This window comes from Chitinophagales bacterium (assembly GCA_017303415.1).
Taxonomy (GTDB): Bacteria; Bacteroidota; Bacteroidia; order Chitinophagales; family Chitinophagaceae; genus SpSt-398.
The window spans coordinates 1-22,535 of sequence record JAFLBJ010000003.1 but is presented as its reverse complement, the minus strand read 5'-3'; the positions used below and the strand labels follow the sequence as shown (position 1 = coordinate 22,535).

The following is a 22,535-nucleotide window of genomic DNA, read 5'->3' as shown; positions in this document are numbered from 1 at the left end:
ATTTATTTCCGGATCTCGGCGTTGAGTTCTTTTTCGAGGGTTTGAATGATCTTACCGGTCCAATTTTCGATTTCCTTATCCGTGAGCGTCTTTTCGGTATCCTGGAAGGTAAAGCTAAGTGCCAGGGATTTTTTACCTGCTCCCAATTTATCACTTTCGAAAATATCGAAGAGTTGCACATCTTTCAGCTTATCCAGCTTTAACTTTTTCACCGAGTTTTCCACCTGTTCGTAGGCCACCGCCTTGTCTACAACCAACGCGAGATCACGGTTTACCGCCGGGAAACGGGCCAACTCCATATACTGGATCTTGCCCAGTGCGGCTTTATTGGTAAAATTGGTCCAGTCAATATCCGCGATGTAGACTGGCTGTTTGATATCAAAACGTTGTAATAAAGATGGTGCCGCCGTACCTGTCAGGGCCAGGTCCTGTTCCATTGACCGGGCCACGAGTGCGCCACTGATCTTTTCATTTTCCTTGCTCTGGAATTGTGGTTTTTCCACACCTGCCTGGCTGAATAATGCCTCCAATACCCCTTTCAGATAATAGGCATCAGACCCAACGGATTTTCCTTTCCAGGAACTGGTCTGGCTATTTCCGGTGACATAGAGCGTGAGATGATCTTTTTCCTCGTATTGGCCGGGAGCAATGACACGATATGTTTTTCCAAACTCAAAAAACCGCAGGTCCAGGTTTTTGCGATTGAGGTTATGCGCTACCGATTCCAAACCTGTTTCCAGCATGGAAGGGCGTAGTATATCCAGTTCCGCGCTCAGGTTATTGATCATCTTCACCGTTTCGGCCAACTCTTCGGGAGAATAGTAGGCGGAATTGGTAATGGAGTTGGTCATGATCTCATTGAACCCAAGACCGGTCAGATAATTGGCGATCTTTTCCTTGAGTGTATCCGCGAAATAATTCTCTTCGGTGGATGGGGAGATCGTGATCGAGGTCGGGATAGTGATATTATCAAGTCCGTCGATGCGCACGATCTCTTCAACGATATCTGCCGGCAGACTAATGTCCGGTTTGGAATAAGGTACAGCCACCCAGAGTTCATCAATCCCTTCTTTGGTGATCTCAAAACCCAGACTTTCCAAAATACGTTTGACGGTATCTGGATGATAATTCTTACCCGATAGCTTTTTCAGGTAATGATATTTTATACCCACCTTGGTCTTCTCCACAGGTTGAGGGTAGATATCTACGATCTCCGACGCGATCTGTCCACCAGCGAATTCTTTGATCAACGAAGCGGCCCTTTTCAATACATTGACGGTATTGGAAATATCGATCCCTTTTTCAAATCGCGTGGCAGCATCGGTGCGTAATCCATGACGGAAAGAGGTCTTGCGGATATCAATGGGATTGAACCAGGCACTTTCTAAAAAGATATGACGGGTACTATCCGAAACACCTGAATGTACGCCACCAAATACACCGGCAATACACATTCCCTCCGAAGCATCACAGATCATCAGGTCCTGTGCGTTGAGTTTTCTCTCCTTTTCATCGAGGGTCACAAACGGAGTGCCTTCCGGAAGATTTTTCACCAGGATCTTTTTTCCGCCAATTTTCTCTGCATCAAAGGCATGTAGCGGCTGACCGGTTTCGTGTTGAATGAAATTGGTGATGTCGACAATATTATTGATCGGTCGCAAGCCTATGGCCTTTAACCGTTGTTGCATCCAGACCGGTGAGGGCTTAACGGTAATATTGGCGATACTGATACCGCTATACCGTTTACAAGCCTGTGTATTTTCAATACTCACCTGAATGGGCCATTCGAGGTTGTCGGCTTTCAGGCCATTGGTTACCGGGATCTTTGCGCGCAGATCCTTTTTATCATGATGGGAAAGATAGGCACATACATCCCTGGCCACACCCCAATGGCTCATGGCATCCATGCGGTTGGGGGTCAAACCGATCTCAAACACCCAGTCTGAATAGGGTTTGAAATACTCAGCAGCCGGTTTTCCCACCATTACATCAGCCGGGAGAACCAGTATACCTGCATGGGATGTTCCCAATCCGATCTCATCTTCCGCGCAGATCATGCCCTGACTTTCACTGCCACGGATCTTGGCCAGTTTCATGGTCACCGGTTCGCCCTGGGTGGGGTAAATGGTGGCGCCAACAGGAGCTACAACTACCTTTTGTCCTACTGCAACATTCGGTGCCCCGCATACGATGGACAGAGGAGAATCTGCACCAATGTTTACGGTGGTCAACGTCAATTTATCTGCATTGGGATGCTTTTCGGTGGTCAATACCTCACCGATCACCAGTCCTTGCAACCCGCCTTTAACTTCTTCAAATTTTTCCAGGCTCTCCACTTCCAAACCGATGGAAGTCAGTATCCTGCTGAGTCTTTCGGGTTCCAGGTCCACAGGCAGGTATTCACTAAGCCATTTGTATGAGATCTTCATGGTTGTATGTAAAACGTGGGGGGCAAATTATGGATTTTTAATTATTAATTATTGATTATTAACAAGGGACATCCATTCGCCAAAATTGGAGTAACTTGTGGATGACCTGGGAAAACATGTGGATTAACCTGTTTTGGGTGTGGATAACGGGTGAATAGGGATGGGAGTGGGGTAGGTAAAAAATGATACGGCAATTCATGGAAGGCAATTTACTTGCCTTTAAATTCGCCGTTCAGACTATCGGATAACATTTCCATCACACGGAGGTAATATTTACTTAACACAAGGCTGGAATACGAACCCGAAGGTCAAAAAGAGTCAATCTTTAAGACTATGGACCTTACTAACCTGAATCGCGACCGGAAGCAACGCAAGAAGAATGTGCCAGACCTGACCCCCATGGTCTATGGCAAAGTTCCCCCACAGGCCAAGGAATTGGAAGAAGCCGTATTAGGCGCCATCATGCTGGAAAAAAATGCCTTTGATGCTGTGGTGGAGATACTGAAGCCCGAATGTTTTTATGTAGAAGCGCATCAGCGGATTTTTCGTTCCATGCAATCCCTGGCACAAAAAAGCCAGCCGATCGATATCCTGACCGTATCGGAAGAACTCCGCACCAGAGAAGAATTGGATATGGTTGGCGGGGCCTATTATGTAACCCGTTTGACAAACACTGTTGTATCATCGGCCAATATCGAGGCACATGCCCGTATTGTATTGCAGAAATTCATTCAGCGCGAACTGATACGTATCAGTGGAGAGATCATTGGTGATGCCTTTGAAGATTCCACTGATGTATTCGATCTGCTGGATGATGCGGAAAGCAAATTATTTGAGATCACCAATAATCACCTGCGGAAAAACTTTGATACCATTGATTCGGTTTTGGTAAAAACCATTCAACGGATCGAAGACCTGCGGCATAAAAACGAAGATGTTACGGGTGTGCCCAGTGGTTTCCCCGGACTTGACCGTGTTACGTATGGATGGCAGAATACCGACCTGATCATTTTGGCGGCACGTCCTGCCGTTGGTAAAACTGCCTTTGCCCTTAACCTGGCGAGAAACGCCGGCCTCAATGCAAACAAACCCACACCGGTTGCTTTCTTTTCGCTGGAGATGAGTGCCGGTCAGTTGGTGCAACGGATCCTTTCTGCTGAAAGTGAGATCTGGTTGGAGAAGATCAGCCGCGGTAAAATGGAAGAGCATGAAATGAAGCAATTATATGCACGGGGTATTCAACGCCTGGCACAGGCGCCGATCTTTATAGATGATACTCCTGCCCTGAATATTTTTGAATTGCGGGCGAAATGCCGTCGTCTCAAAAACAAACACAATATCGGAATGGTCATCATTGACTATCTCCAGCTCATGAGTGGTACCAATGATAACCGGCAAGGAAACAGGGAACAGGAGATCAGTAATATCTCCCGAAACCTGAAAGGCCTGGCAAAAGAACTGAGCATCCCGATCATCGCCCTGTCACAGTTAAGCCGGGCGGTTGAAACCAGAAAGGAAGGAAACAAGATGCCTCAGTTGAGTGACCTGCGTGAATCGGGAGCGATCGAGCAAGATGCCGATATGGTTATGTTCCTTTACCGCCCTGAATACTATGATATCACCTCCAATGAAATGGGGGAGAGCAATAAGGGGGAAACCCATGTACGGATCGCCAAACACCGGAATGGTTCCCTTGAAACGATCAAACTCAGGGCCCTGCTGCATATCCAGAAATTTATTGAGGATGGTGGTGAATCGGATTTTGGTATGCCTGGAGGAAACTGGAGACCGGTGAAAGATGATGATGGTCCTAAAGTATTCTACCAAACCGGTAGCAAAATGAATGACCTGGATATGGGGGATGAAGATCCTTTCTAATTCTTATCATGCAAACGCAGCTTCCATTATTTTATATTCCTGCCTTTCAAAACGAATCCCGTCTCGATCTGGGAGAAGAAAATTCACGCCATATCATTCAGGTATTGCGGATGAAAAAAGGGGAGCTACTACAACTGACCGATGGGAAAGGCCATTTTATCCTTGCCGAAATCGAAGAAGAACATAAGAAACACTGTAGGGTGATCATTAAAAAGGTGGAAAGTGCAGCTCCTTTTTCTCCCCGAATCACCATCGCTATTTCCCTTATAAAAAATGCCAGTCGTTTTGAGTGGTTCCTCGAGAAAGCTACGGAGATCGGTGTTTCGGTTATTCAACCGTTGATCTGCGCGCGCACCGAACGCGAGAAATTTCGGCAGGACCGATTGCAAGGCATCTGCATAGCCGCGATGATCCAAAGCCAACAGGCCTGGTTGCCTGAACTAAAGGAACCAATAGAGATGAGCGCTTATCTTCAACAATCTTTTAATAATCACGACCTGTTTATTGCTCATTGTGCCGAGGGTGAAAAATCAGGTCTTGCTGCGCAGAAAAATACAGGCAATGACCGCTTGCTGCTGATCGGACCCGAAGGAGATTTTACAAAGCAGGAGATCGAACTGGCCATGGAAAAAGGGTTTTCGCCGGTGTCGCTGGGTGATACGAGGTTAAGAACGGAGACAGCAGGGGTTGTCGGGCTTATGTTATTGAAAATATGATTCACCGCAGAGAACCTGAGAACGCAGAGATATATATGAAGATATTTATTCCTTCAAAAAAATCTCTGCGTTTCTCTGCGTTCTTATGTTCTTTGCGGTGAGTCATCCTGCTCCAACACGGGTTCGTTCAATTTCACCACATGCGCCTTATTCTTTTTCTCCCGGCTGCGCATGGTCATGTTCAACAATTCTACCACAAAAGAGAAGGCCATACCGAAGTAGATATAATTTTTCAGGTGCAACTGGTGCGCCGCTTCGCTATCCCATCCTTCAATGATCAGGCTTAGACCGATCATGACAAGGAAGGAAAGCGCCAGCATTTTCAAGGTGGGGTGTTTATGGATAAAACCGGCAATGCGGGGGCTGAATAAAAACATAATGGTCATGGCAATCACTACAGCCGCGATCATGATCTCTACATGTTTGGCTGTTCCACCGGCAGTGATGATGCTGTCGAAGGAGAATACGGCATCAATGAGCATGATCTGGGCAATGGCCTGGCCTAAGCTGATACCTTTTGCATTTTTTGTCGCCGCATTGGGGTCTTCCCCTTCCAGTTTGTTATGGATTTCCTTGACTGCCTTATAGATCAGGAACAATCCTCCCAATAGCATGACCAGACTGGCCAGATCGAATCCTTTTCCGGAGATGGTAAATACCGCTTTTCCTTTTTGCGAAAGCAGCCATCCCAATCCCATCAACAATAAGCTGCGTGAGAGGATGCCTGTGATCATCCAGATACGACGGGCTCTTTTTTGTTCTTTGAGGCTTTTCAGCCGGTTCATGATGATACTGACAAAGATCACGTTGTCTATGCCCAGCACGACCTCAAGAATGACCAAGACAACAAAACTGATGATGCTTTCCGATGTAAATAAGTGTTCCATGTAAATTATTTGATCACTGACCGCGGCAGATATTCTTCAGGATACCCGGTCCTTCGTAAATAAAACCGGTCCATACCTGGATAAGGGAGGCCCCTGCCCTGAGTTTCTCGCGCGCGTCGGCGGCAACAAAGATACCACCCGAGGCGATGATGGGGAGTTTTCCATTTGATTTTCGAAACAGATATTCCACCACTTCCGTGCTCCGGCTTCGGACCGGTGCGCCACTCAATCCACCGGCTCCCATCTTTTCCACTTCTACCGAAGGGGTACGCAATCCCGTCCGGGAAATGGTAGTATTGGTCGCCACGATCCCGTCGAGTTCGATCTCCAGGGCCAGGTTTACCACATCATCCAATTGTTCCCGGGTAAGATCGGGGGCGATCTTTAACAAGATGGGTTTTTTGACCGTCTTCTCATCATTCAGGCATTGCAGGTTGGTGAGGATCTTGCGGAGGGATTCTTTTTCCTGTAGTTCACGCAGACCGGGTGTATTTGGGGAACTGACATTGACCACAAAATAATCGACATAAGGATGGAGTTCGTTGAAACAGATCTCGTAATCCATCCAGGCATCGTTGTTGGGCGTGACCTTATTCTTTCCAATATTGCCACCGATGACCAGCACATGTTTTTTTTCTTTCCATTTACGCAAGCGTTTGGCAACAGCCTCCACGCCTTCATTGTTAAAACCCATCCGGTTGATCAGTGCCTTATCGGCAGGCAGTCGAAACAATCGGGGTCGCTCATTGCCATCCTGTGCCTTTGGGGTAACCGTACCGATCTCCACACAGCCAAAACCAAGTGCTTCCAACTCGCGCAGGTATTTGGCATTTTTATCAAAACCGGCACCCAATCCAATTTGATTGCGAAACCGGATACCAAAAGCAGTAACTGGTTTGTCTGCCGGGGTAAACTGCCGTGCGATCATTTGACGGATAATAGGAAAGGAGCAGCCCAGCTTCAGGAGTTTCATGGAAATATGATGCGCTTGCTCCGGACCAAACAGAAAGAGGAAATTGCGAAGTAAGGTGTACATGGGAAAATCAGTTTTCGGCCAGTTTATCCCTGATCTCTTTACTGAATAATAGCTCGGTGATCATGTCCCCTTTTTTGTAATTGACAAAGGTCCACTCCGGGGAGATATCATCTTTTGCCCCAATCATTTCAGGTTTGGTAAAAACCCTGATCGATCTTGTAACCTCATCATACTTCACATTTTCATCCCCATATTGCATGGCCATGGTGTTTGCCACCAGTTTTTCAGTCTCTATGTTTTCCTTACCGGCTGTATCCTTGAAATGAAAGATCATGAGCATCGTATGTTGAATCTTTACATATTGTCCTGTACCTACCGTCATTACCGGTGATATGGAGGCAATCGTTAAGGAATCAAGGCTGATCAGAAATTGATTATTATCAAAAGTGGAGCGGAGAACCGCTTTCATCTGATCCCGCTCTACCAGATCAAACAGTTTTGGGTAAGTAAGATCAAGGATGCGGTTAAAATCCATAGCGCGTGTGGCCAACAAGGTGGAATCCAACCGTTGTACCAAACGGGGATCGTGTTGGGCCTGAATAGTTAAAAAGAACGAAAGAACGAGGATAAGGGAGAAGCTAAATTTTCTCATTGGGATTAAGTTATTCTGCGAAGATAATATTCCCCTTTATAAAAAGTTTGCCGGATTGACCGGAAGAATTAATTTTGAAATAGAAAGTTGCATAAACAACTATTACTTATTTCAGTCATTTGAAAATATCAGACTATGCAGGAGGCTTATATTGTTGCCGGTTATCGTACGGCGGTAGGTAAATCCAAGCGGGGAGCGTTTCGCTTCACAAGGCCTGACGATCTGGCGATTGACGTGATCCGGGGCCTAATGCAATCGGTTCCTCAACTGGAAGCGAAAAGGGTTGACGATGTGATTGTAGGAAATGCCGTACCCGAAGCGGAGCAGGGTTTGCAATTTGGCCGGATCATCAGTGCCCGGGCGCTGGGTATTGATGTACCCGGGGTTACGGTAAACAGGTATTGTGCCTCAGGATTGGAAACCATTGCTATGGCTACCGCGAAGATCCGGATGGGCATGGCGGAATGTATTATCGCCGGAGGAACAGAGAGTATGAGTCTGGTACCTACAGCTGGGTGGAAAACCGTACCTGCCTATTCCATTGCCAAAGATGAACCTGACTATTATCTGAGTATGGGATTAACGGCAGAGGCGGTGGCCAAGGAGTTTAATGTGAGCCGGGAGGATCAGGATCTGTTCGCCTATCAATCACACCAGAAAGCCATCAGTGCGATTCAAAATGGTCATTTTAAACCGGGCATTCTGCCGATCAATGTGGAACAGGTATATGTAGATGAAAATGGAAAGCGAAAAAAGAAGGAATATATTGTAGACACCGATGAAGGACCAAGAGCGGATACATCGGTGGAGGCCCTCGCCAAATTAAAACCTGCTTTTGCTGCAGGTGGATGTGTGACGGCCGGTAATTCATCGCAAACCTCCGATGGTGCAGCTTTTGTGATCGTGATGAGTGAGCGCATGGTCAATGAACTGGGATTAAAACCCATTGGGCGGTTGGTAACCTCTGCCGTGGCGGGTGTTCATCCTCGCATCATGGGGATTGGTCCCGTAGCGGCCATACCCAAAGCACTCAAACAAGCCGGAATGACCCTCGACCAGATCGATCTCATTGAATTGAATGAGGCCTTTGCCTCGCAGTCACTGGCCGTGATTCGCGAAGCCGGGTTGGATCCATCCAAAGTAAATATCAACGGAGGCGCCATCGCGCTGGGACATCCGCTTGGATGCACCGGTTGCAAACTGACCATCCAGAATCTCCATGATATGAAGCGGTTGAATAAAAAATATGGAATGATCTCCGCATGTGTCGGTGGCGGGCAGGGAATAGCAGGGATCGTAGAGAATTTGTAACGTGAGACATGAGCCGTGAGACGTGAGGCGTGAGGCGTGAGAAGACTCACGTCTGACGCCTCACGTCTCACGTCCCTCTCCCTGCTTGCAGTTCTTGAAAAAAAAGGGTATTTTTTAGGTCTCCGTGTAACCTCGGCCAAAAATTCTTGTCCTAGTGAATACGGCTAAACTCCCTGGAAAATGGACCGAAGAGATTTTCTTGCCCTGCGAAAGCAGCCAAAGACCAACCCTGTCGTGCATACGGATGCGGTCAGGACATGGTCAGGTATCAATCCTTATACCGGTCCCTGGACCAAGACCGAAGTGATCCACCTTTTAAAGCGCACCATGTTCGGAGCAAAGATCTCCGATGTCAACTATTTTTCCGGTTTGACTCTTGATCAGGCTGTAGATGAATTACTCCAGATAGATAACACCCCGCCGCCACCACCACTCAAGAGTTATAATAACAATGATATTGCTACCGGAGATCCTGAACTTGGGATCGCCGAAGGGCAAACCTGGGTAAATACAACAACGTATGACGGCACAGCCAACTTTAAACGCCGTCGTTCTTTTAAAGCCTGGTGGACCGGATTGATATTAAACCAGGACCGGAATGTGCGCGAAAAAATGTTGTTGTTCTGGCATAACCATTTTGCTACACAGTCCAATGAAGTTGACCTTGCGATATGGTCCTACAACCATCACAAATTACTTCGACAAAATGTAGTGGGAAATTTCAAAGACCTTGTCAAACAGGTTACCCTGGATGTGGCCATGTTACGCTACCTGAACGGCTATCTCAATAACAAAACTGCACCGGATGAGAACTATTCACGTGAATTGCAGGAGCTGTTCACCCTGGGAAAAGAAAATAATCCCAACTATAATGAACAGGATGTAAAAGAGGCCGCCCGCGTGTTGACCGGATGGAAAATAGATTATACAAACAATGTAGCTTATTTCGATGCCGGACAGCATGATACAGGCAATAAAACCTTTTCTTCTTTTTATAATAATACCACCATCACTGGCCGCAGTGGGGCTACGGCTGGTATGCAGGAATTGGATGACCTGTTGAATATGATTTTCAGCAAGCAGGTGGAAGTGTCCAGGTATTTGGTAAAAAAATTATACCGTCATTTTATTTATTACAAAATAGACAGCGCCACCGAGATCAATGTGATCGAGCCGCTGGCCTTATTGTTGCGCAATAGTAACTGGGAGATCAAACCGGTATTGGAGACCCTGTTGAAAAGTGATCATTTTTTTGATGTGGCCAACCGGGGTTGTTATATCAAATCCCCCATCGAATTTGCGACCGGTTTATGCCGCGAGTTCAATGTGGCCTTTCCTAATGCCTCCGATATTTCGAAGCAATACAATATGTGGGGATTCATACAGGATGTCGGCACCGTATTGCAACAGGATATCGGTGATCCGCCGGATGTGGCGGGATGGAAGGCCTTTTATCAGACACCTCAGTTCTACGAAATCTGGATCAATTCAGATACCCTGCCATTCCGTAACCTGTTCACGGATATCATGATCCTTTCCGGGTACACTCAGGGTGGGAATACCCTGATCATTGACCCGGTGGCTTTTACTAAAGACCTTCCCAATCCGCAAGATCCGAATCAACTGATTGATGATGCCCTGGATATTCTTTATCGGGTTGATGTGTCAGCAACGGCAAAGGCAGCGATCAAGACCCAGGCTTTGCTGACCGGGCAGACGCAGGATCATTATTGGACCAATGCCTGGAATAGTTATATCGCCGACCCCAATCCCCAAACCTTTCAGGTGGTCTATACCCGGCTACGGAATCTCTACAAATATTTCATGAACCTTTCCGAGTACCAGTTAAGCTAAAACCCATCCCATGAAAAGAAGAAACTTTTTGCGACTGAGTATGCCGGCGGCGGCCATGGTACAAGGGATGCCGATCAAGGCATTGGGCATGGAATCTCCGCTGGTGCGGTCCTTATTGGGTTTTACCACGGATACAGATCATGTGCTGGTATTGGTGCAGATGAATGGAGGAAATGATGGACTGAATATGGTGATCCCTATTGATACCTATGGTGCTTATCAGGCAGCGCGTAGCAATGTGGCCATTCCCCAGAACCGGATTTTAAGTTTACAAGGAAATAGCAAGACAGGTCTTCACCCTTCCATGACCGGTATACAACAATTGTTCAATGAAGGGAAAGCAGCCATCGTACAATCGGTGGGCTACCCCAATCCAAATTTCTCTCATTTCCGTGCCACGGATATATGGATGAGTGGCTCAGATAGTGATGAATATCTGAATACCGGCTGGGCCGGAAGGTATCTTGACAACCAATACCCGGGTTTTCCCGATGGTTACCCCAACACTACTTTTTCTGATCCCCTGGGCATCCAGGTTGGATCATTGACCTCCTTTACTTTCCAGGGCCCTCAGGTTAGTATGGGAATGAGTATATCTGATCCCACCAATTTTTATAACCTGATCGATGGCATTGATGAGCCCGTACCCAATACCTACGCCGGGTACGAGTTGAATTACATCCGCACCATCAATAAGCAGACCCAGCAATATGCAGATGTGGTGAAATCAGCCGCGCTTTCGGTTACTCAGCAGTTGACCTATCCCTCCAATAATTACCTGGCCGATCAATTAAAAATCGTGGCCCGGTTGATTGCCGGCGGACTTAAGACCCGGGTGTACATGGTAAATATTCAGGGTTTTGATACCCACTCCAATCAGGTCAATGGTTCAGATACCACAACAGGAGCCCATGCCAACCTGCTAAGGAATGTTTCCGAAGCCATCAAGGCCTTTATGGATGACCTTAAATACCTGGGGGTTAATCGCCGCGTGATGGGAGCCACCTTCTCCGAATTTGGAAGAAGGATCAAATCCAATTTTAGTACTGGCACCGATCATGGCGCCGCAGCACCGATGATTCTCTTTGGGGATTATGTACAGTCGGGTGTATTGGGATCCAATCCCATCATACCACCGGGGGTGAGTGTGAATGACAACATTCCCTTTCAGTATGATTTTCGAAGTGTATATGCTTCGATATTGGAGAAATGGTTTTGTCTGGAGAACAATGACCTGCAGATGGTGATGTTAAAAAATTATCAGTCACTGCCTATCGTCAAAGCCAATTCCTGCAGCTCTACCATTCCGGATATGCCGGAACAATTGCTGATCCGTAACCAACCTAATCCCTTCACGTCTTCTACCAGTATACAATACAAGACCAATGGCGGACATACCTCTGTCATGATCATTGATGTGATGGGCCGCGTGATCAAAACCCTGGTTGACCAGGAGTATAACGGGCCCGGGTTATATAGCGTTACGTTTGATAGCGGTAACCTGGCTACCGGGGTGTATTATGCCCGGTTACAGAATGGTCCGGTACAACAGGTAAGGGCCATGTTGAAAGTGAGGGACTAAGTTTACCTTTGCGGCATGGAGATCACCTTTACTACCCCCGCCTTGTTATTTCCGGCGATCAGCCTCTTGTTGCTGGCCTATACCAATCGATATCTGGCCCTGGCCAATCTGATCCGTAAATTACATGATGAGTACATGCGCGGGGAGAAGAATCATCTCCTCTTACAACAGATCAAGATCCTCCGCAGCCGGATCAACCTGGTCAGGCAAATGCAGGCTTTTGGCGTCTTTAGCTTTCTTTGCTGTGTGATCACCATGTATGGCGTGTATATGGAATGGGCACAAGCCATCAAGATCGTATTTGCGATCAGTCTGCTCAGTCTTCTCGCCTCGTTGTTTATATCCTTATTGGAAATTACACAGAGCACCAAGGCCCTAGAGCTCGAGATCAGTGATATGGAAGGGTTGGATCAGGAGAATTTTTTCAAAAATATTTTTAATAAGAAGGACTAAGTAATTTATTCTGTGCATTCCGTGTCCCGAAGCTTCGGGACTGTGAAAAAATTAGCTCACGCAAAACACGGAAAGCACAGAATAGGCAGAATTTAAACCAGGCTCATTTTTTTTCTTTCGCCGATCTGCTGTCTCCACATCGCATAATACAATCCCTTTTCGCCAAGCAGTTCCTCATGGGTGCCGGTTTCAGCCACCTGGCCTTGTTCCAGTACATAAATACGGTCGGCATGCATGATGGTGGATAAACGGTGGGCGATCAGGATGGTGATCTGGTTTTGTTGCGAAGAAACATCCTTGATGGTATCCGTGATTTCTTCTTCTGTCAAGGAGTCAAGCGCGGACGTTGCTTCATCAAAGATCAGCAGTTTGGGTTGGCGTAATAAGGCGCGCGCAATCGACAAGCGTTGTTTCTCCCCGCCGGAAAGTTTGAGGCCGCCTTCACCGATCATGGTATCCAATCCTTTTTCCGCACGCGAAAGCAGGTTGGTACAGGCTGATTTGCGCAGCACTTCGTTCAGGTCATCTTCGGTGGCCTTGGGGTTTACAAATAACAGGTTTTCACGAATCGTACCCGCAAACAATTGCGTATCCTGGGTTACGAACCCGATCTGGTTGCGAAGGTCTTCATAACTGATCGCGTTTTCATCCATGCCATTGTACAGGATACTGCCTTCCTGTGGCCGGTATAATCCCACAAGTAATTTCATCAGTGTGGATTTACCCGAACCGGAAGGGCCAACAAAGGCTATCGTTTCCCCTGATCTAACCTTGAAACTGATATTCTCAATTGCTTTTTGTGAGGCACTCTGGTGTTTAAATGCAACCTGCTGGAAGGCAAGTTCCTGAATCGGTCCCAGGTGTTGTGGTTTTTCCGGTTGGGATTCAGGTTTCTTCTGCATCAGGTTATGGAAGTTTGTCAACGAGGCTTCCGCTTCACGATAAATGATGATGATATTCCCGATCTCCTGTAATGGGCCAAAGATGAAAAAGGAATAGAACATAAGGGTCATCACCTGCCCTGGCGTAATCGTACTTTGAAATACCAGCCAGAGCAGCATGAACATGATGATCTGTCGCAGGGCATTTACACAGGTACCCTGAATGAAGTTGAGGGTCCGTATGCTTTTTACTTTTCGCAGTTCAAGCCCCAATATTTTATAGGTATTATTATTCAACCGGTTGATCTCCTGCTCAGTCAGCCCCAGGCTTTTTACCAGTTCAATATTCCGCAAACTTTCCGTTGTGGAACCCGCCAGCGATGTTGTTTCCTTTACGATGTTCTTTTGTATCCCTTTTATTTTTTTACTCAATACACTGGTGAGCAGGGCCAGGACCACAATACCGCCAAAATATACAGGCATGATGGACCAGTGGAGAGAGAACGAATAAATGGATACAAAGACAACACCAACTAACAATCCAAAAACGATATTGATAAAGGAAACGATGAATTTTTCCGTATCCGTACGCACTTTGGTCAGGATGGATAGGGTTTCCCCGCTACGTTGGTCTTCAAATTCCTGGTAAGGGAGTTTCATGGAATGTTTAAGCCCATCTGTAAAAATGCGGGCGCCAAATTTCTGGACGATCACATTTCCAAAATAGTCCTGAAAGGCTTTGGCGATCCGTGACACCATGGCCACACTGATCAAAATGGCTAACATACTCAGGACGCCCCAGATAAATTCGGATTCAGTCCTTTTGCCATCACCCGTTGGTACAAATATTTTTTGTTTGTCGACCTTGCCATCTGCTTTAAGCACTTCCTGCACCACATATTTCCCTTCTTCAAAAGGGTGGAGGGCATAGGTGTCAAACATTTTACCAAAGAAAAATGGATCGAGGAGTGAAAAGACCTGGTTGATGGCCGCCAGGAACAAAGCCAATGCCACCAGCCACTTATAGGGTTTGAGATAATGTAAGAGGATTTTCATCAGGCCAAGTTCGTGAAAAAAAATGTTACTTTACCCAAAACCCCCAAGGCCATGTGCGCACTCACTAAATCCCTGATCCTTATCGGTAGTTTTTTGATTTTTGGGACATCCTTCGGTCAGCAGGTTTGGCCCCTCGACGATGACTGGCGATTTCATTTTGGCCATGCAGCCAACCCGGAGAAGGACTTCAATTATGGTATTCGAACCATTTTCTCCAAATCGGGTACAGCCGTTGGGACGGCGATCGATCCCAATTTCGTGGATACTTCCTGGCGAAAACTGGATATTCCACACGATTGGGCCGTAGAACTTCCGTTCGTTAAGCATCCTGCTCCGGATGTTGATGGACATGGATATAAACCAGTTGGCGGCCATTTTCCCGAAACCACCATTGGCTGGTACAGAAAGCGATTCCAGGTACCCAATCCGATGGATGGTAATAGGTATTTGCTTCAGTTTGACGGCATATTCCGGGATGCCATGATCTGGGTCAATGGCTTCTTTGTGGGGAATATAAAAAGTGGATATATCGGCGAACAATATAATATAACGGATATCCTTAACCCAAGCGGGGAGAATGTACTGGTTGTCCGTGCAGATGCCTCCCAATATGAGGGATGGTTTTACGAAGGTGCCGGCATATACCGGCATGTATGGTTGCGTCAAACTGCACCGGTGTATATACCCCCAGGCGGACATTTTTACCACAATACGGTCAGCAATGGAGTGGCCAGGGTAGAGGTGGAGACACATGTGAAGAACGGATCATCTGTACCGGTTAACTGCACCGTTCAAAGTTTTATCACCGGCCGGGCAGGGGAGCCGATAGCCAAATCCAGGGAAGAGGCGATTCAGATCGCCGCTGCCGGTGAGGTTACCAGGAAGTTTGCGCTGTCTGTTTCCCGACCAAGACTTTGGGATCTTGATGACCCCTATCTCTACCGGGTCATAACGGTCATTAAACAAAATGGAAAAGAGATTGCCCGGGAAACGGGCCGCATGGGGATACGAACATTCCGGTTTGATGCCAATGAAGGATTTTTCCTGAATGACCGGCACCTGAAGATCATGGGTACCAATAATCACCAGGACCATGCCGGGGTGGGCATCGCTGTCCCGGATGCTCTGCAATACTATCGCGTCCGGTTGTTAAAGAATATGGGATGCAATGCCTACCGGACCAGCCACCATCCACCCACGCCTGAACTACTCGATGCCTGTGACAGCCTGGGTATGCTGGTGATGGATGAGAACCGGTCGCTCAATAGCAGTCCGGAATACCTTGATCAATTACAGCGGTTGGTTTACCGCGATCGGAACCATGCTTCTGTTTTTCTTTGGAGTATTGGTAATGAGGAATTCGGTATTCAGGCAACGCCGTACGGGAAAAGGATTGCAGCAACTCTGATTGAAAAATTAAAACAATGGGACCCCACCCGTACCTGCACCTATGCCTCCGATCTCGCCAATGTATTTCCGGGAGTAAATGAAGTGATACCGATCAGAGGGTTTAATTACCGGCATCTTTTTGTGGTCGATTATCACCGAGACCATCCCACCCAACCTATAATAGGAACAGAGATGGGAAGTACGGTGTCTACTCGAGGCGAATATGCGAAGGACACGATACGCAATTACCTGCATGATCATGACCTGAATGCACCCTGGTGGGCTTCAACAGCCGAGGCCTGGTGGAAACCGGCGGCAGAAAACAAGTACTGGTTGGGTGGGTTTATCTGGACCGGCTTTGACTATCGCGGCGAACCTACCCCTTTCCGCTGGCCCAATATCAATTCACATTTTGGGGTGATGGATGTGTGTGGTTTCCCAAAGAACAATTATTACTATTATCAAAGTTGGTGGACGGATAAGGATGTGTTGAATATCTCGCCTCATTGGAACTGGACCATCAAATGGGGGCAGCCCGCACCCGTGATCGATGTGTGGGTCAATAGCAATGCCGATAGTGTGGAACTTTTGCTGAATGGAAAGAAACTGGGTATGAAGACCATGCCCCGCAATGGTCACCTTCAATGGGATGTAACCTATGCCCCCGGTACACTCGAGGCCATTGGGTATAAAAAGGGAAGGATATTAAAAGCAAAGGTGGAAACGACAGGCGCTCCCGCCGAGATCGTGCTTACCCCCTACAAGACCACGATGATCGCCGACGGAAAAGACATTGCTGTTTTGAATGTCAGCATCATTGACCGGGAAGGAAGGGAAGTCTCCAATGCCAATAACATGATCCGGTTTCGCATCAAAGGCCCCGGAAAGATCATTGGAGTAGGAAATGGTGATCCAAGTAGTCATGAGCCTGATAAATGTCCCGATGGTGCCTGGCAGCGCAGTGTATTCAATGGCAAGTGCCAGGTTATCGTTCAGTCGGAGAAAGAAGCAGGCATGATCGAGTTTGAAGCCTATTCGCCCGGGTTATGGAGTGGATCAACGGATATTGTTACAGTTCCGGTGAAGAACCTGGAACCTGTTACCCTCGATCCCACATATATATTAAAGGGCGAAGCGGCAAAACCCCAATCAGCAACTCCTATGCTGGGAGCCGATATTTCCTTTCTCCCCGAACTTGAGGCCAGAGGGATTAAGTTTAGTGAAAATGGAAAAGAAGAGGACGTTCTCGCGATCATGAAAGGGCATGGGTTCAATTATGTGCGACTCCGTGTATTTCATAACCCTTCGCTGGATAGTGGCTATTCACCTGGAAAGGGTTTTTGCGACCTGGCTCATACAAAGGCTATGGCCAAACGGGTAAAAGAGGCTGGTATGAAATTCCTGCTGGATTTTCACTACAGTGATTACTGGGCCGATCCGGGCAAACAATATAAACCATATGCCTGGCGGGGGCTTTCAATGAGTGAATTAAAAAAGGCCTTGTATGATTATACCCTTCAGGTGATGAACGAGCTAAAGGCACAGGGGACACTCCCGGATATGGTACAGGTGGGAAATGAGATCAATCATGGCCTTGTATGGCCTGAAGGCAATGTGGCCAACCCTGATCAAATGGCCCAATTGGTAAGTGCCGGAGTTGCGGCCGTAAAAACAGTGGCACCTTCCACGGTGTTATTACTTCATTTGGCCCTGGGTGGACAAAATGAAGAAACGGTTTTTTTCCTCGAAGAAATGCGCAAAAGAAATGTTCCTTTTGATGTGATCGGTCTTTCCTATTATCCCAAGTGGCATGGCACTTTGGATGACCTGCGTGATAATATGCTGGACCTGATCAACCGGTATGACAAGGATATTATCGTGGTGGAGTATTCGGCTAAGAAGGAGGAAGTGAATAAACTGGTGTTTGAACTTCCCCGAGGAAAAGGCAAAGGCACATGTATTTGGGAGCCGCTCAGTACCTGGGAATCCTTCTTTGACCGTGATGGAAAGGCGAATGATTATTTGAAGAAATACGACCAAATTTCCTCTGACTATCTCCATTAACCCTTCGCGCTCCCTTGCGCCCTGGCGTCTTCTCGGTTAAGCACTTAACCGCAAAGACGCTAAGGCGCAAAGGGATTAAAAGTATCGTCCGCGACGAATTTCAGGATTAACAATTAGTTCTTGTCTTAAAGGATCAACAAGAACTTCCATGGCTTCCATGGGCACAGCTCCCAATAAGGGTTCGCAATCACCAGGAAGAACAATGGCATTGCAGCTTGTTGTTTTGTCCTGATACCTTATCTCAATTGGACCAACCAGATCATGTTCCTCAGTCTTATTACTTGCCAACCAAACTCGTTGACGTGTTATTAAAGGTAGTTGAAGTACCTCTTGGATCGTTTGGTTAATGGCCAATACATAAGAGCCTGTGTCTACTAGCATGTTCACGCGGATACGTTTTACCTCATCGTGGTCAATTAAGTTTTTTCTTGCCTGATACACATCGCTGGCATTCAGCAACTCGATTTCTGCATAGATCATTCCCATAGATTTGAATTAAAAATAGTGATTGAAAATTGGTTTTTGAGTAAGTGTTTCCACGATGAAGGCAAACTATTACCTTCAACCAGCCCATCCCTCCCTGTCCAGGCTTCGGTAATGAATTGCTTCGGCGAGGTGCTCAGGTTGGATCTGTGGAGTACCTGCCAGGTCGGCAATGGTGCGGGAAACTTTGAGTATTCGGTCGTAGGCGCGTGCGGAGAGATTGAGTTTGGTCATAGCCGATTTAAGCATATTTGCCCCGGCACTATCAATCACACAAATTTCTTTGAGCATCTTGCTGCTAATTTGTGCATTGCAATAGATGCCCGTATTTTCTTTATACCGCTCGGCCTGTATCTCCCGCGCCTTGATCACCCGCTCGCGGATGGACGCCGAGGATTCTGTTTGCCGAAGGGATGACAGTTCACTAAAGGCGACGGGTGTTACTTCCACATGCAGGTCGATCCTGTCAAGCAAAGGTCCCGATACTTTGTTCAGGTATTTCTGTACGCCACCTGGAGGGCAGGTACATTCTCTTTCGGGATGATTATAGAATCCACAGGGGCAGGGGTTCATCGAAGCGATCAACATAAAGGAGGCCGGAAAATCGATCGCCATTTTAGCGCGTGAGATCGTCACTTTTCTTTCTTCAATGGGTTGTCGCATCACTTCGAGGACGGTGCGTTTGAATTCAGGCAGTTCATCCAGAAACAGCACGCCATTGTGCGCCAGTGATATTTCACCCGGTTGTGGATTGCCCCCGCCACCCACCAGGGCCACATCGCTGATGGTATGATGCGGGGAACGAAAGGGTCTTCGGGAAACCAATGTCGCGTTTTCCGGAAGCTTTCCCGCCACCGAATGGATCTTCGTGGTCTCGAGGGCTTCGTTCAAACTCAGCGGAGGAAGGATGGTGGGCAATCTTTTCGCGAGCATGGTCTTACCCGCTCCTGGTGGCCCGATCAAAATAGCATTATGTCCTCCGGCAGCGGCGATTTCCAGGGCACGTTTGATATTCTCCTGGCCTTTTACATCGGTGAAATCTATTTCGAAATCATATTGGGCATTAAAAAATTCTTCCCGGGTATTGATGGTAGTGGCCTGGATTCCCTTCTCTCCGTTTTCAAAGAATTTTATAACCTCCTTGATATGATTGACCCCGAATACGGGAAGGTTGTTGACAATGGCTGCCTCCCGTGCATTCGCATGGGGTATGATCACTCCCTTGAATCCTTCTTTGCGTGCCTGAATAGCAATCGGGAGTGCGCCTTTGATGGGACGAACCTCTCCATCGAGGCTCAATTCGCCCATGATAACGTATTTGTCAATGGCCTTGCCATTTTCCAATTGATCCGAGGCAGACAGTACTCCAATCGCCATGGGCAGGTCAAAGGCCGTTCCGCTTTTTCGCAGATCCGCGGGTGCCAGGTTGACCACGATACGGGTGCGGGGCATCAATAACCCGATGGATTTGATCGTGCTTTCCACCCGTTGCATGCTTTCCTTTACTGCGCTATCCGGCAAGCCCACCACCACACTTTCTTTTCCTGTGGCCATCCAATTCACTTCCACCGTAATGGTGCGGGCCTCTACTCCATATACAGCGCTTCCATAGGTTCTTACGAGCATGGAGTGAAAGTAGAAAACAAGTGGATGTGTTCAGCAGAAAAGGCAACGGGGTTTTTGGTGAAAATCACCGGCGGTTTGCGGTGGTTTAACCGTCAGGACGCGAGAACATTAATGAGCGCAAGGGGAGTCATTTTTTTAAAGGCTGTGACTAGGATGGGCTGTAGTCTGGTGAACTATAATTGTGTTATTTTGGAGTTAATAAGACAACAGCCAGCGGGTTTCTGTTTTTTGAAAAGGTACGGGAAGACTCAGGAGAGCGGGGGTAAAAAATATTAAATAATGAGTAAACATAGCTTTTTTCTATTTTTTTTGAGTTTTTGCATAGTAGTCTCATGCAATATGACTGAGAATAAATTGGAGATTAGAGATTATTATGCTGAAGGAACAGCAGATTCAAATCATTTGGAGAAAGGACTATGGAAATTCTATGGATTAGAAAACCATAACCTTTGCCAAGAGGGTTTTTTTTTAAATGGAGTACGAGTGGGGTTGTGGAAATATTATTTCCCATTTAAGGATTCAATCTTTTGGGTACAGTATTATAGTAAAGATTCATCAATAAGAACTAACGTACCTGTTTACTTAAGTACTGATACTGATGAAGGTAAGTTTGTTGCATTTGCACATGATGATACCTCTAAATTGCTTTTGTTAAAAATTGGGATAGCCGAGAATATAGACTTTGATCTTGCTGAATATCATAAGGCAATGCTTCAAGAAGTTAAAAACAATAGTTTAAAAGTAAATTCTAACAGTTGTGCACTAGTTAACACCACCTGCGACCGAGTTTATCATTATAATAAGTTTACAGGAATAGATAAGAATAGCATGAATTATACATTGTTAACGATTAATAGTGTGTTAAGCGATAGTCTTTTGATTGAAGTTACGGTTCGATACAGGTCAGACAACATACATCTTGGAGAAGAAACATTCTTTTCAGTAATGTCTAACTTATTTATTAAAGGCAATCGTTTTTTTGATGAAAACATTGATTGTGAAATCATCAGAAATAAAGTTGTTAGGCGTAAACGCAGCTTCTTATTTGGTTGTAATAACCTCGATTTCTAATTCTTCCGATATCTTTCCAAAGATCAGGTAGAGGCCTGCAGAATTTTTCTGCCAAAGGCCAGAATCGATTTTGGGACAATTGATTACGCAAAGTAAGGCATTGTTTACAGGGGCCCTGAATGGGCCACCCGTTTGTAGCCAGAAGTTTCCACGAGGTTTATAGACCCTGAAAGGGTCGCCCTGCATATGGTAGACCCCTATAGGATCAGTATGGGTATTTTTTTGGAAATTTAGGTAAGAAAAAACCACAGAGGCGCAGAGATTATAATTGAATTTGTTTCAAGGCGGTGGTTTTGATGGGCCATAGTCTGGTGAACTACAATTGTGATAGTTTGGAGTTTGTAAGACAACGGCCAGCGGAGTATCTGTTATTCAAATAGTATCAAAGTATCCCGGAGGGTTTGGAAATTAATTATCTTAAATGAATGTAAATGGTATTATGGATAAAGAGCTACTGCCTTTAATTAGAGATTATTTAGAATGCTCAAACAAGTACTGTAGCATGTTAATGAGTACTTATAAGGAAAGCGTAAGTCTGCAACGAGCGAAAATTTTAAAAATCCTCCCCAAAACAGGAACCATAGGGAATGTATCTTACAATTTTCATGGAAGAGGTTGTTATTTTAGGGATGCAGGTACGGAGATTGATATAGATTTTGGCCCTGGCGGGAGAAATGACGGATTTGATAATTATCGCTTGAAGAAATATTTAACATCAAAAGGTATTTCAACTGGTGAATTTGATAAGCAGTTTGATGAGCTAATTTCAAATGGATCTATTCGTAAACATCCGGATTATCCTGATGACCATTTGTTTTATTTGACTAATAGGTTTGGCAATGTTTCAGAATAGATGTTAAGTAAGTCTCGGTCAGCTAACCTCGATCTTTAAAATCTACATTTCAAATTAAGTTCTAACCGAGCGTAGAAGAAAATCGCCCGTATTATGGGAGATCTTTTCGGGGTCAGAAGAGGTAATTTTTCGGAAATTTGGGTAAGAAATGACCACAGAGACACAGAGATTATAATTGAATTTTTTTCAAGGCGGTGGTTTGGATGGGCCGTAGTCTGGTGAACTATAATTGTGATAGTTTGGAGTTAGTAAGACAACGGCCAGCCTTCTGTTTTTTAAAGAGGTACGGGAAGACTCAGGAGAGCAGGGGTGCCATAGGTCAGGATGTTAACTTGTTAAAACAATAAGGATGAAAATTATCGTGATTAAGTACA

General features: G+C 46.2%; 16 protein-coding genes. 9 read left to right on the top strand and 7 right to left on the bottom strand.

Annotation, left to right across the window (positions count from 1 at the left end):
* Positions 1 to 2: 2 nt before the first annotated feature.
* Positions 3 to 2,429 (bottom strand): phenylalanine--tRNA ligase subunit beta, encoded by a 2,427-nt coding sequence (locus J0M30_15225; protein ID MBN8668847.1) that lies wholly within the window; start codon positions 2,427 to 2,429, stop codon positions 3 to 5.
* Between the two features lie 333 nt (positions 2,430 to 2,762).
* Between J0M30_15225 and dnaB the strand changes: the two genes are divergently transcribed.
* Together dnaB and J0M30_15215 are read left to right on the top strand one after the other, a co-directional pair.
* Entirely contained in the window at positions 2,763 to 4,307 is a 1,545-nt protein-coding gene (gene dnaB, locus J0M30_15220) for a replicative DNA helicase (GenBank protein ID MBN8668846.1), read from the top strand.
* Between the two features lie 8 nt (positions 4,308 to 4,315).
* Positions 4,316 to 5,023 carry a 16S rRNA (uracil(1498)-N(3))-methyltransferase gene (locus J0M30_15215; GenBank protein ID MBN8668845.1) on the top strand — a complete coding sequence of 236 codons (708 nt, stop codon included), beginning with the start codon at positions 4,316 to 4,318 and terminating at the stop codon, positions 5,021 to 5,023.
* 83 nt (positions 5,024 to 5,106) lie between these two features.
* On the opposite strand, the gene J0M30_15210 is transcribed toward J0M30_15215, so the two are convergent.
* Genes J0M30_15210 through J0M30_15200 form a run of 3 tightly spaced genes read right to left on the bottom strand, consistent with a single transcriptional unit; the run spans position 5,107 to position 7,538 of the window.
* Positions 5,107 to 5,910: a TerC family protein gene (locus tag J0M30_15210; GenBank protein ID MBN8668844.1), complete on the bottom strand. Its 804-nt coding sequence runs from the start codon at positions 5,908 to 5,910 to the stop codon at positions 5,107 to 5,109.
* A 13-nt stretch (positions 5,911 to 5,923) separates the two neighbouring features.
* Positions 5,924 to 6,946, bottom strand: coding sequence for a quinone-dependent dihydroorotate dehydrogenase (locus tag J0M30_15205; protein ID MBN8668843.1), 1,023 nt, complete (start codon positions 6,944 to 6,946; stop codon positions 5,924 to 5,926).
* A gap of 7 nt (positions 6,947 to 6,953) precedes the next feature.
* On the bottom strand, positions 6,954 to 7,538 hold the full coding sequence (locus tag J0M30_15200) for a hypothetical protein (protein MBN8668842.1): 585 nt from the start codon (positions 7,536 to 7,538) through the stop codon (positions 6,954 to 6,956).
* Between the two features lie 135 nt (positions 7,539 to 7,673).
* Between J0M30_15200 and J0M30_15195 the strand changes: the two genes are divergently transcribed.
* The 4 genes from J0M30_15195 to J0M30_15180 all read left to right on the top strand — a co-directional run bounded on the left by J0M30_15195 (position 7,674) and on the right by J0M30_15180 (position 12,738).
* Positions 7,674 to 8,849 carry an acetyl-CoA C-acyltransferase gene (locus J0M30_15195; GenBank protein ID MBN8668841.1) on the top strand — a complete coding sequence of 392 codons (1,176 nt, stop codon included), beginning with the start codon at positions 7,674 to 7,676 and terminating at the stop codon, positions 8,847 to 8,849.
* Between the two features lie 180 nt (positions 8,850 to 9,029).
* On the top strand, positions 9,030 to 10,703 hold the full coding sequence (locus tag J0M30_15190) for a DUF1800 domain-containing protein (protein ID MBN8668840.1): 1,674 nt from the start codon (positions 9,030 to 9,032) through the stop codon (positions 10,701 to 10,703).
* A 10-nt stretch (positions 10,704 to 10,713) separates the two neighbouring features.
* Positions 10,714 to 12,285 carry a DUF1501 domain-containing protein gene (locus J0M30_15185; protein ID MBN8668839.1) on the top strand — a complete coding sequence of 524 codons (1,572 nt, stop codon included), beginning with the start codon at positions 10,714 to 10,716 and terminating at the stop codon, positions 12,283 to 12,285.
* A 15-nt stretch (positions 12,286 to 12,300) separates the two neighbouring features.
* A complete protein-coding gene (locus tag J0M30_15180) occupies positions 12,301 to 12,738 on the top strand; it encodes a DUF2721 domain-containing protein (GenBank protein MBN8668838.1) in 438 nt (145 codons plus the stop codon).
* A 92-nt stretch (positions 12,739 to 12,830) separates the two neighbouring features.
* Here the strand turns inward: J0M30_15180 and J0M30_15175 are convergent, their stop codons facing one another.
* Positions 12,831 to 14,675, bottom strand: coding sequence for an ABC transporter ATP-binding protein (locus J0M30_15175; protein MBN8668837.1), 1,845 nt, complete (start codon positions 14,673 to 14,675; stop codon positions 12,831 to 12,833).
* Between the two features lie 51 nt (positions 14,676 to 14,726).
* Between J0M30_15175 and J0M30_15170 the strand changes: the two genes are divergently transcribed.
* Positions 14,727 to 18,128, top strand: coding sequence for a glycosyl hydrolase 53 family protein (locus J0M30_15170; GenBank protein MBN8668836.1), 3,402 nt, complete (start codon positions 14,727 to 14,729; stop codon positions 18,126 to 18,128).
* Between the two features lie 75 nt (positions 18,129 to 18,203).
* Here the strand turns inward: J0M30_15170 and J0M30_15165 are convergent, their stop codons facing one another.
* Together J0M30_15165 and J0M30_15160 are read right to left on the bottom strand one after the other, a co-directional pair.
* A complete protein-coding gene (locus J0M30_15165) occupies positions 18,204 to 18,614 on the bottom strand; it encodes a hypothetical protein (protein ID MBN8668835.1) in 411 nt (136 codons plus the stop codon).
* 75 nt (positions 18,615 to 18,689) lie between these two features.
* The gene (locus J0M30_15160; protein ID MBN8668834.1) at positions 18,690 to 20,237 is read right to left on the bottom strand and encodes a YifB family Mg chelatase-like AAA ATPase; all 1,548 of its coding nucleotides are present in this window, start codon (positions 20,235 to 20,237) and stop codon (positions 18,690 to 18,692) included.
* A gap of 339 nt (positions 20,238 to 20,576) precedes the next feature.
* Between J0M30_15160 and J0M30_15155 the strand changes: the two genes are divergently transcribed.
* Complete coding sequence (locus J0M30_15155; protein MBN8668833.1) at positions 20,577 to 21,308, top strand: hypothetical protein; 732 nt, start codon at positions 20,577 to 20,579, stop codon at positions 21,306 to 21,308.
* Between the two features lie 421 nt (positions 21,309 to 21,729).
* A complete protein-coding gene (locus J0M30_15150; GenBank protein MBN8668832.1) occupies positions 21,730 to 22,161 on the top strand; it encodes a hypothetical protein in 432 nt (143 codons plus the stop codon).
* Positions 22,162 to 22,535 lie beyond the last annotated feature (374 nt).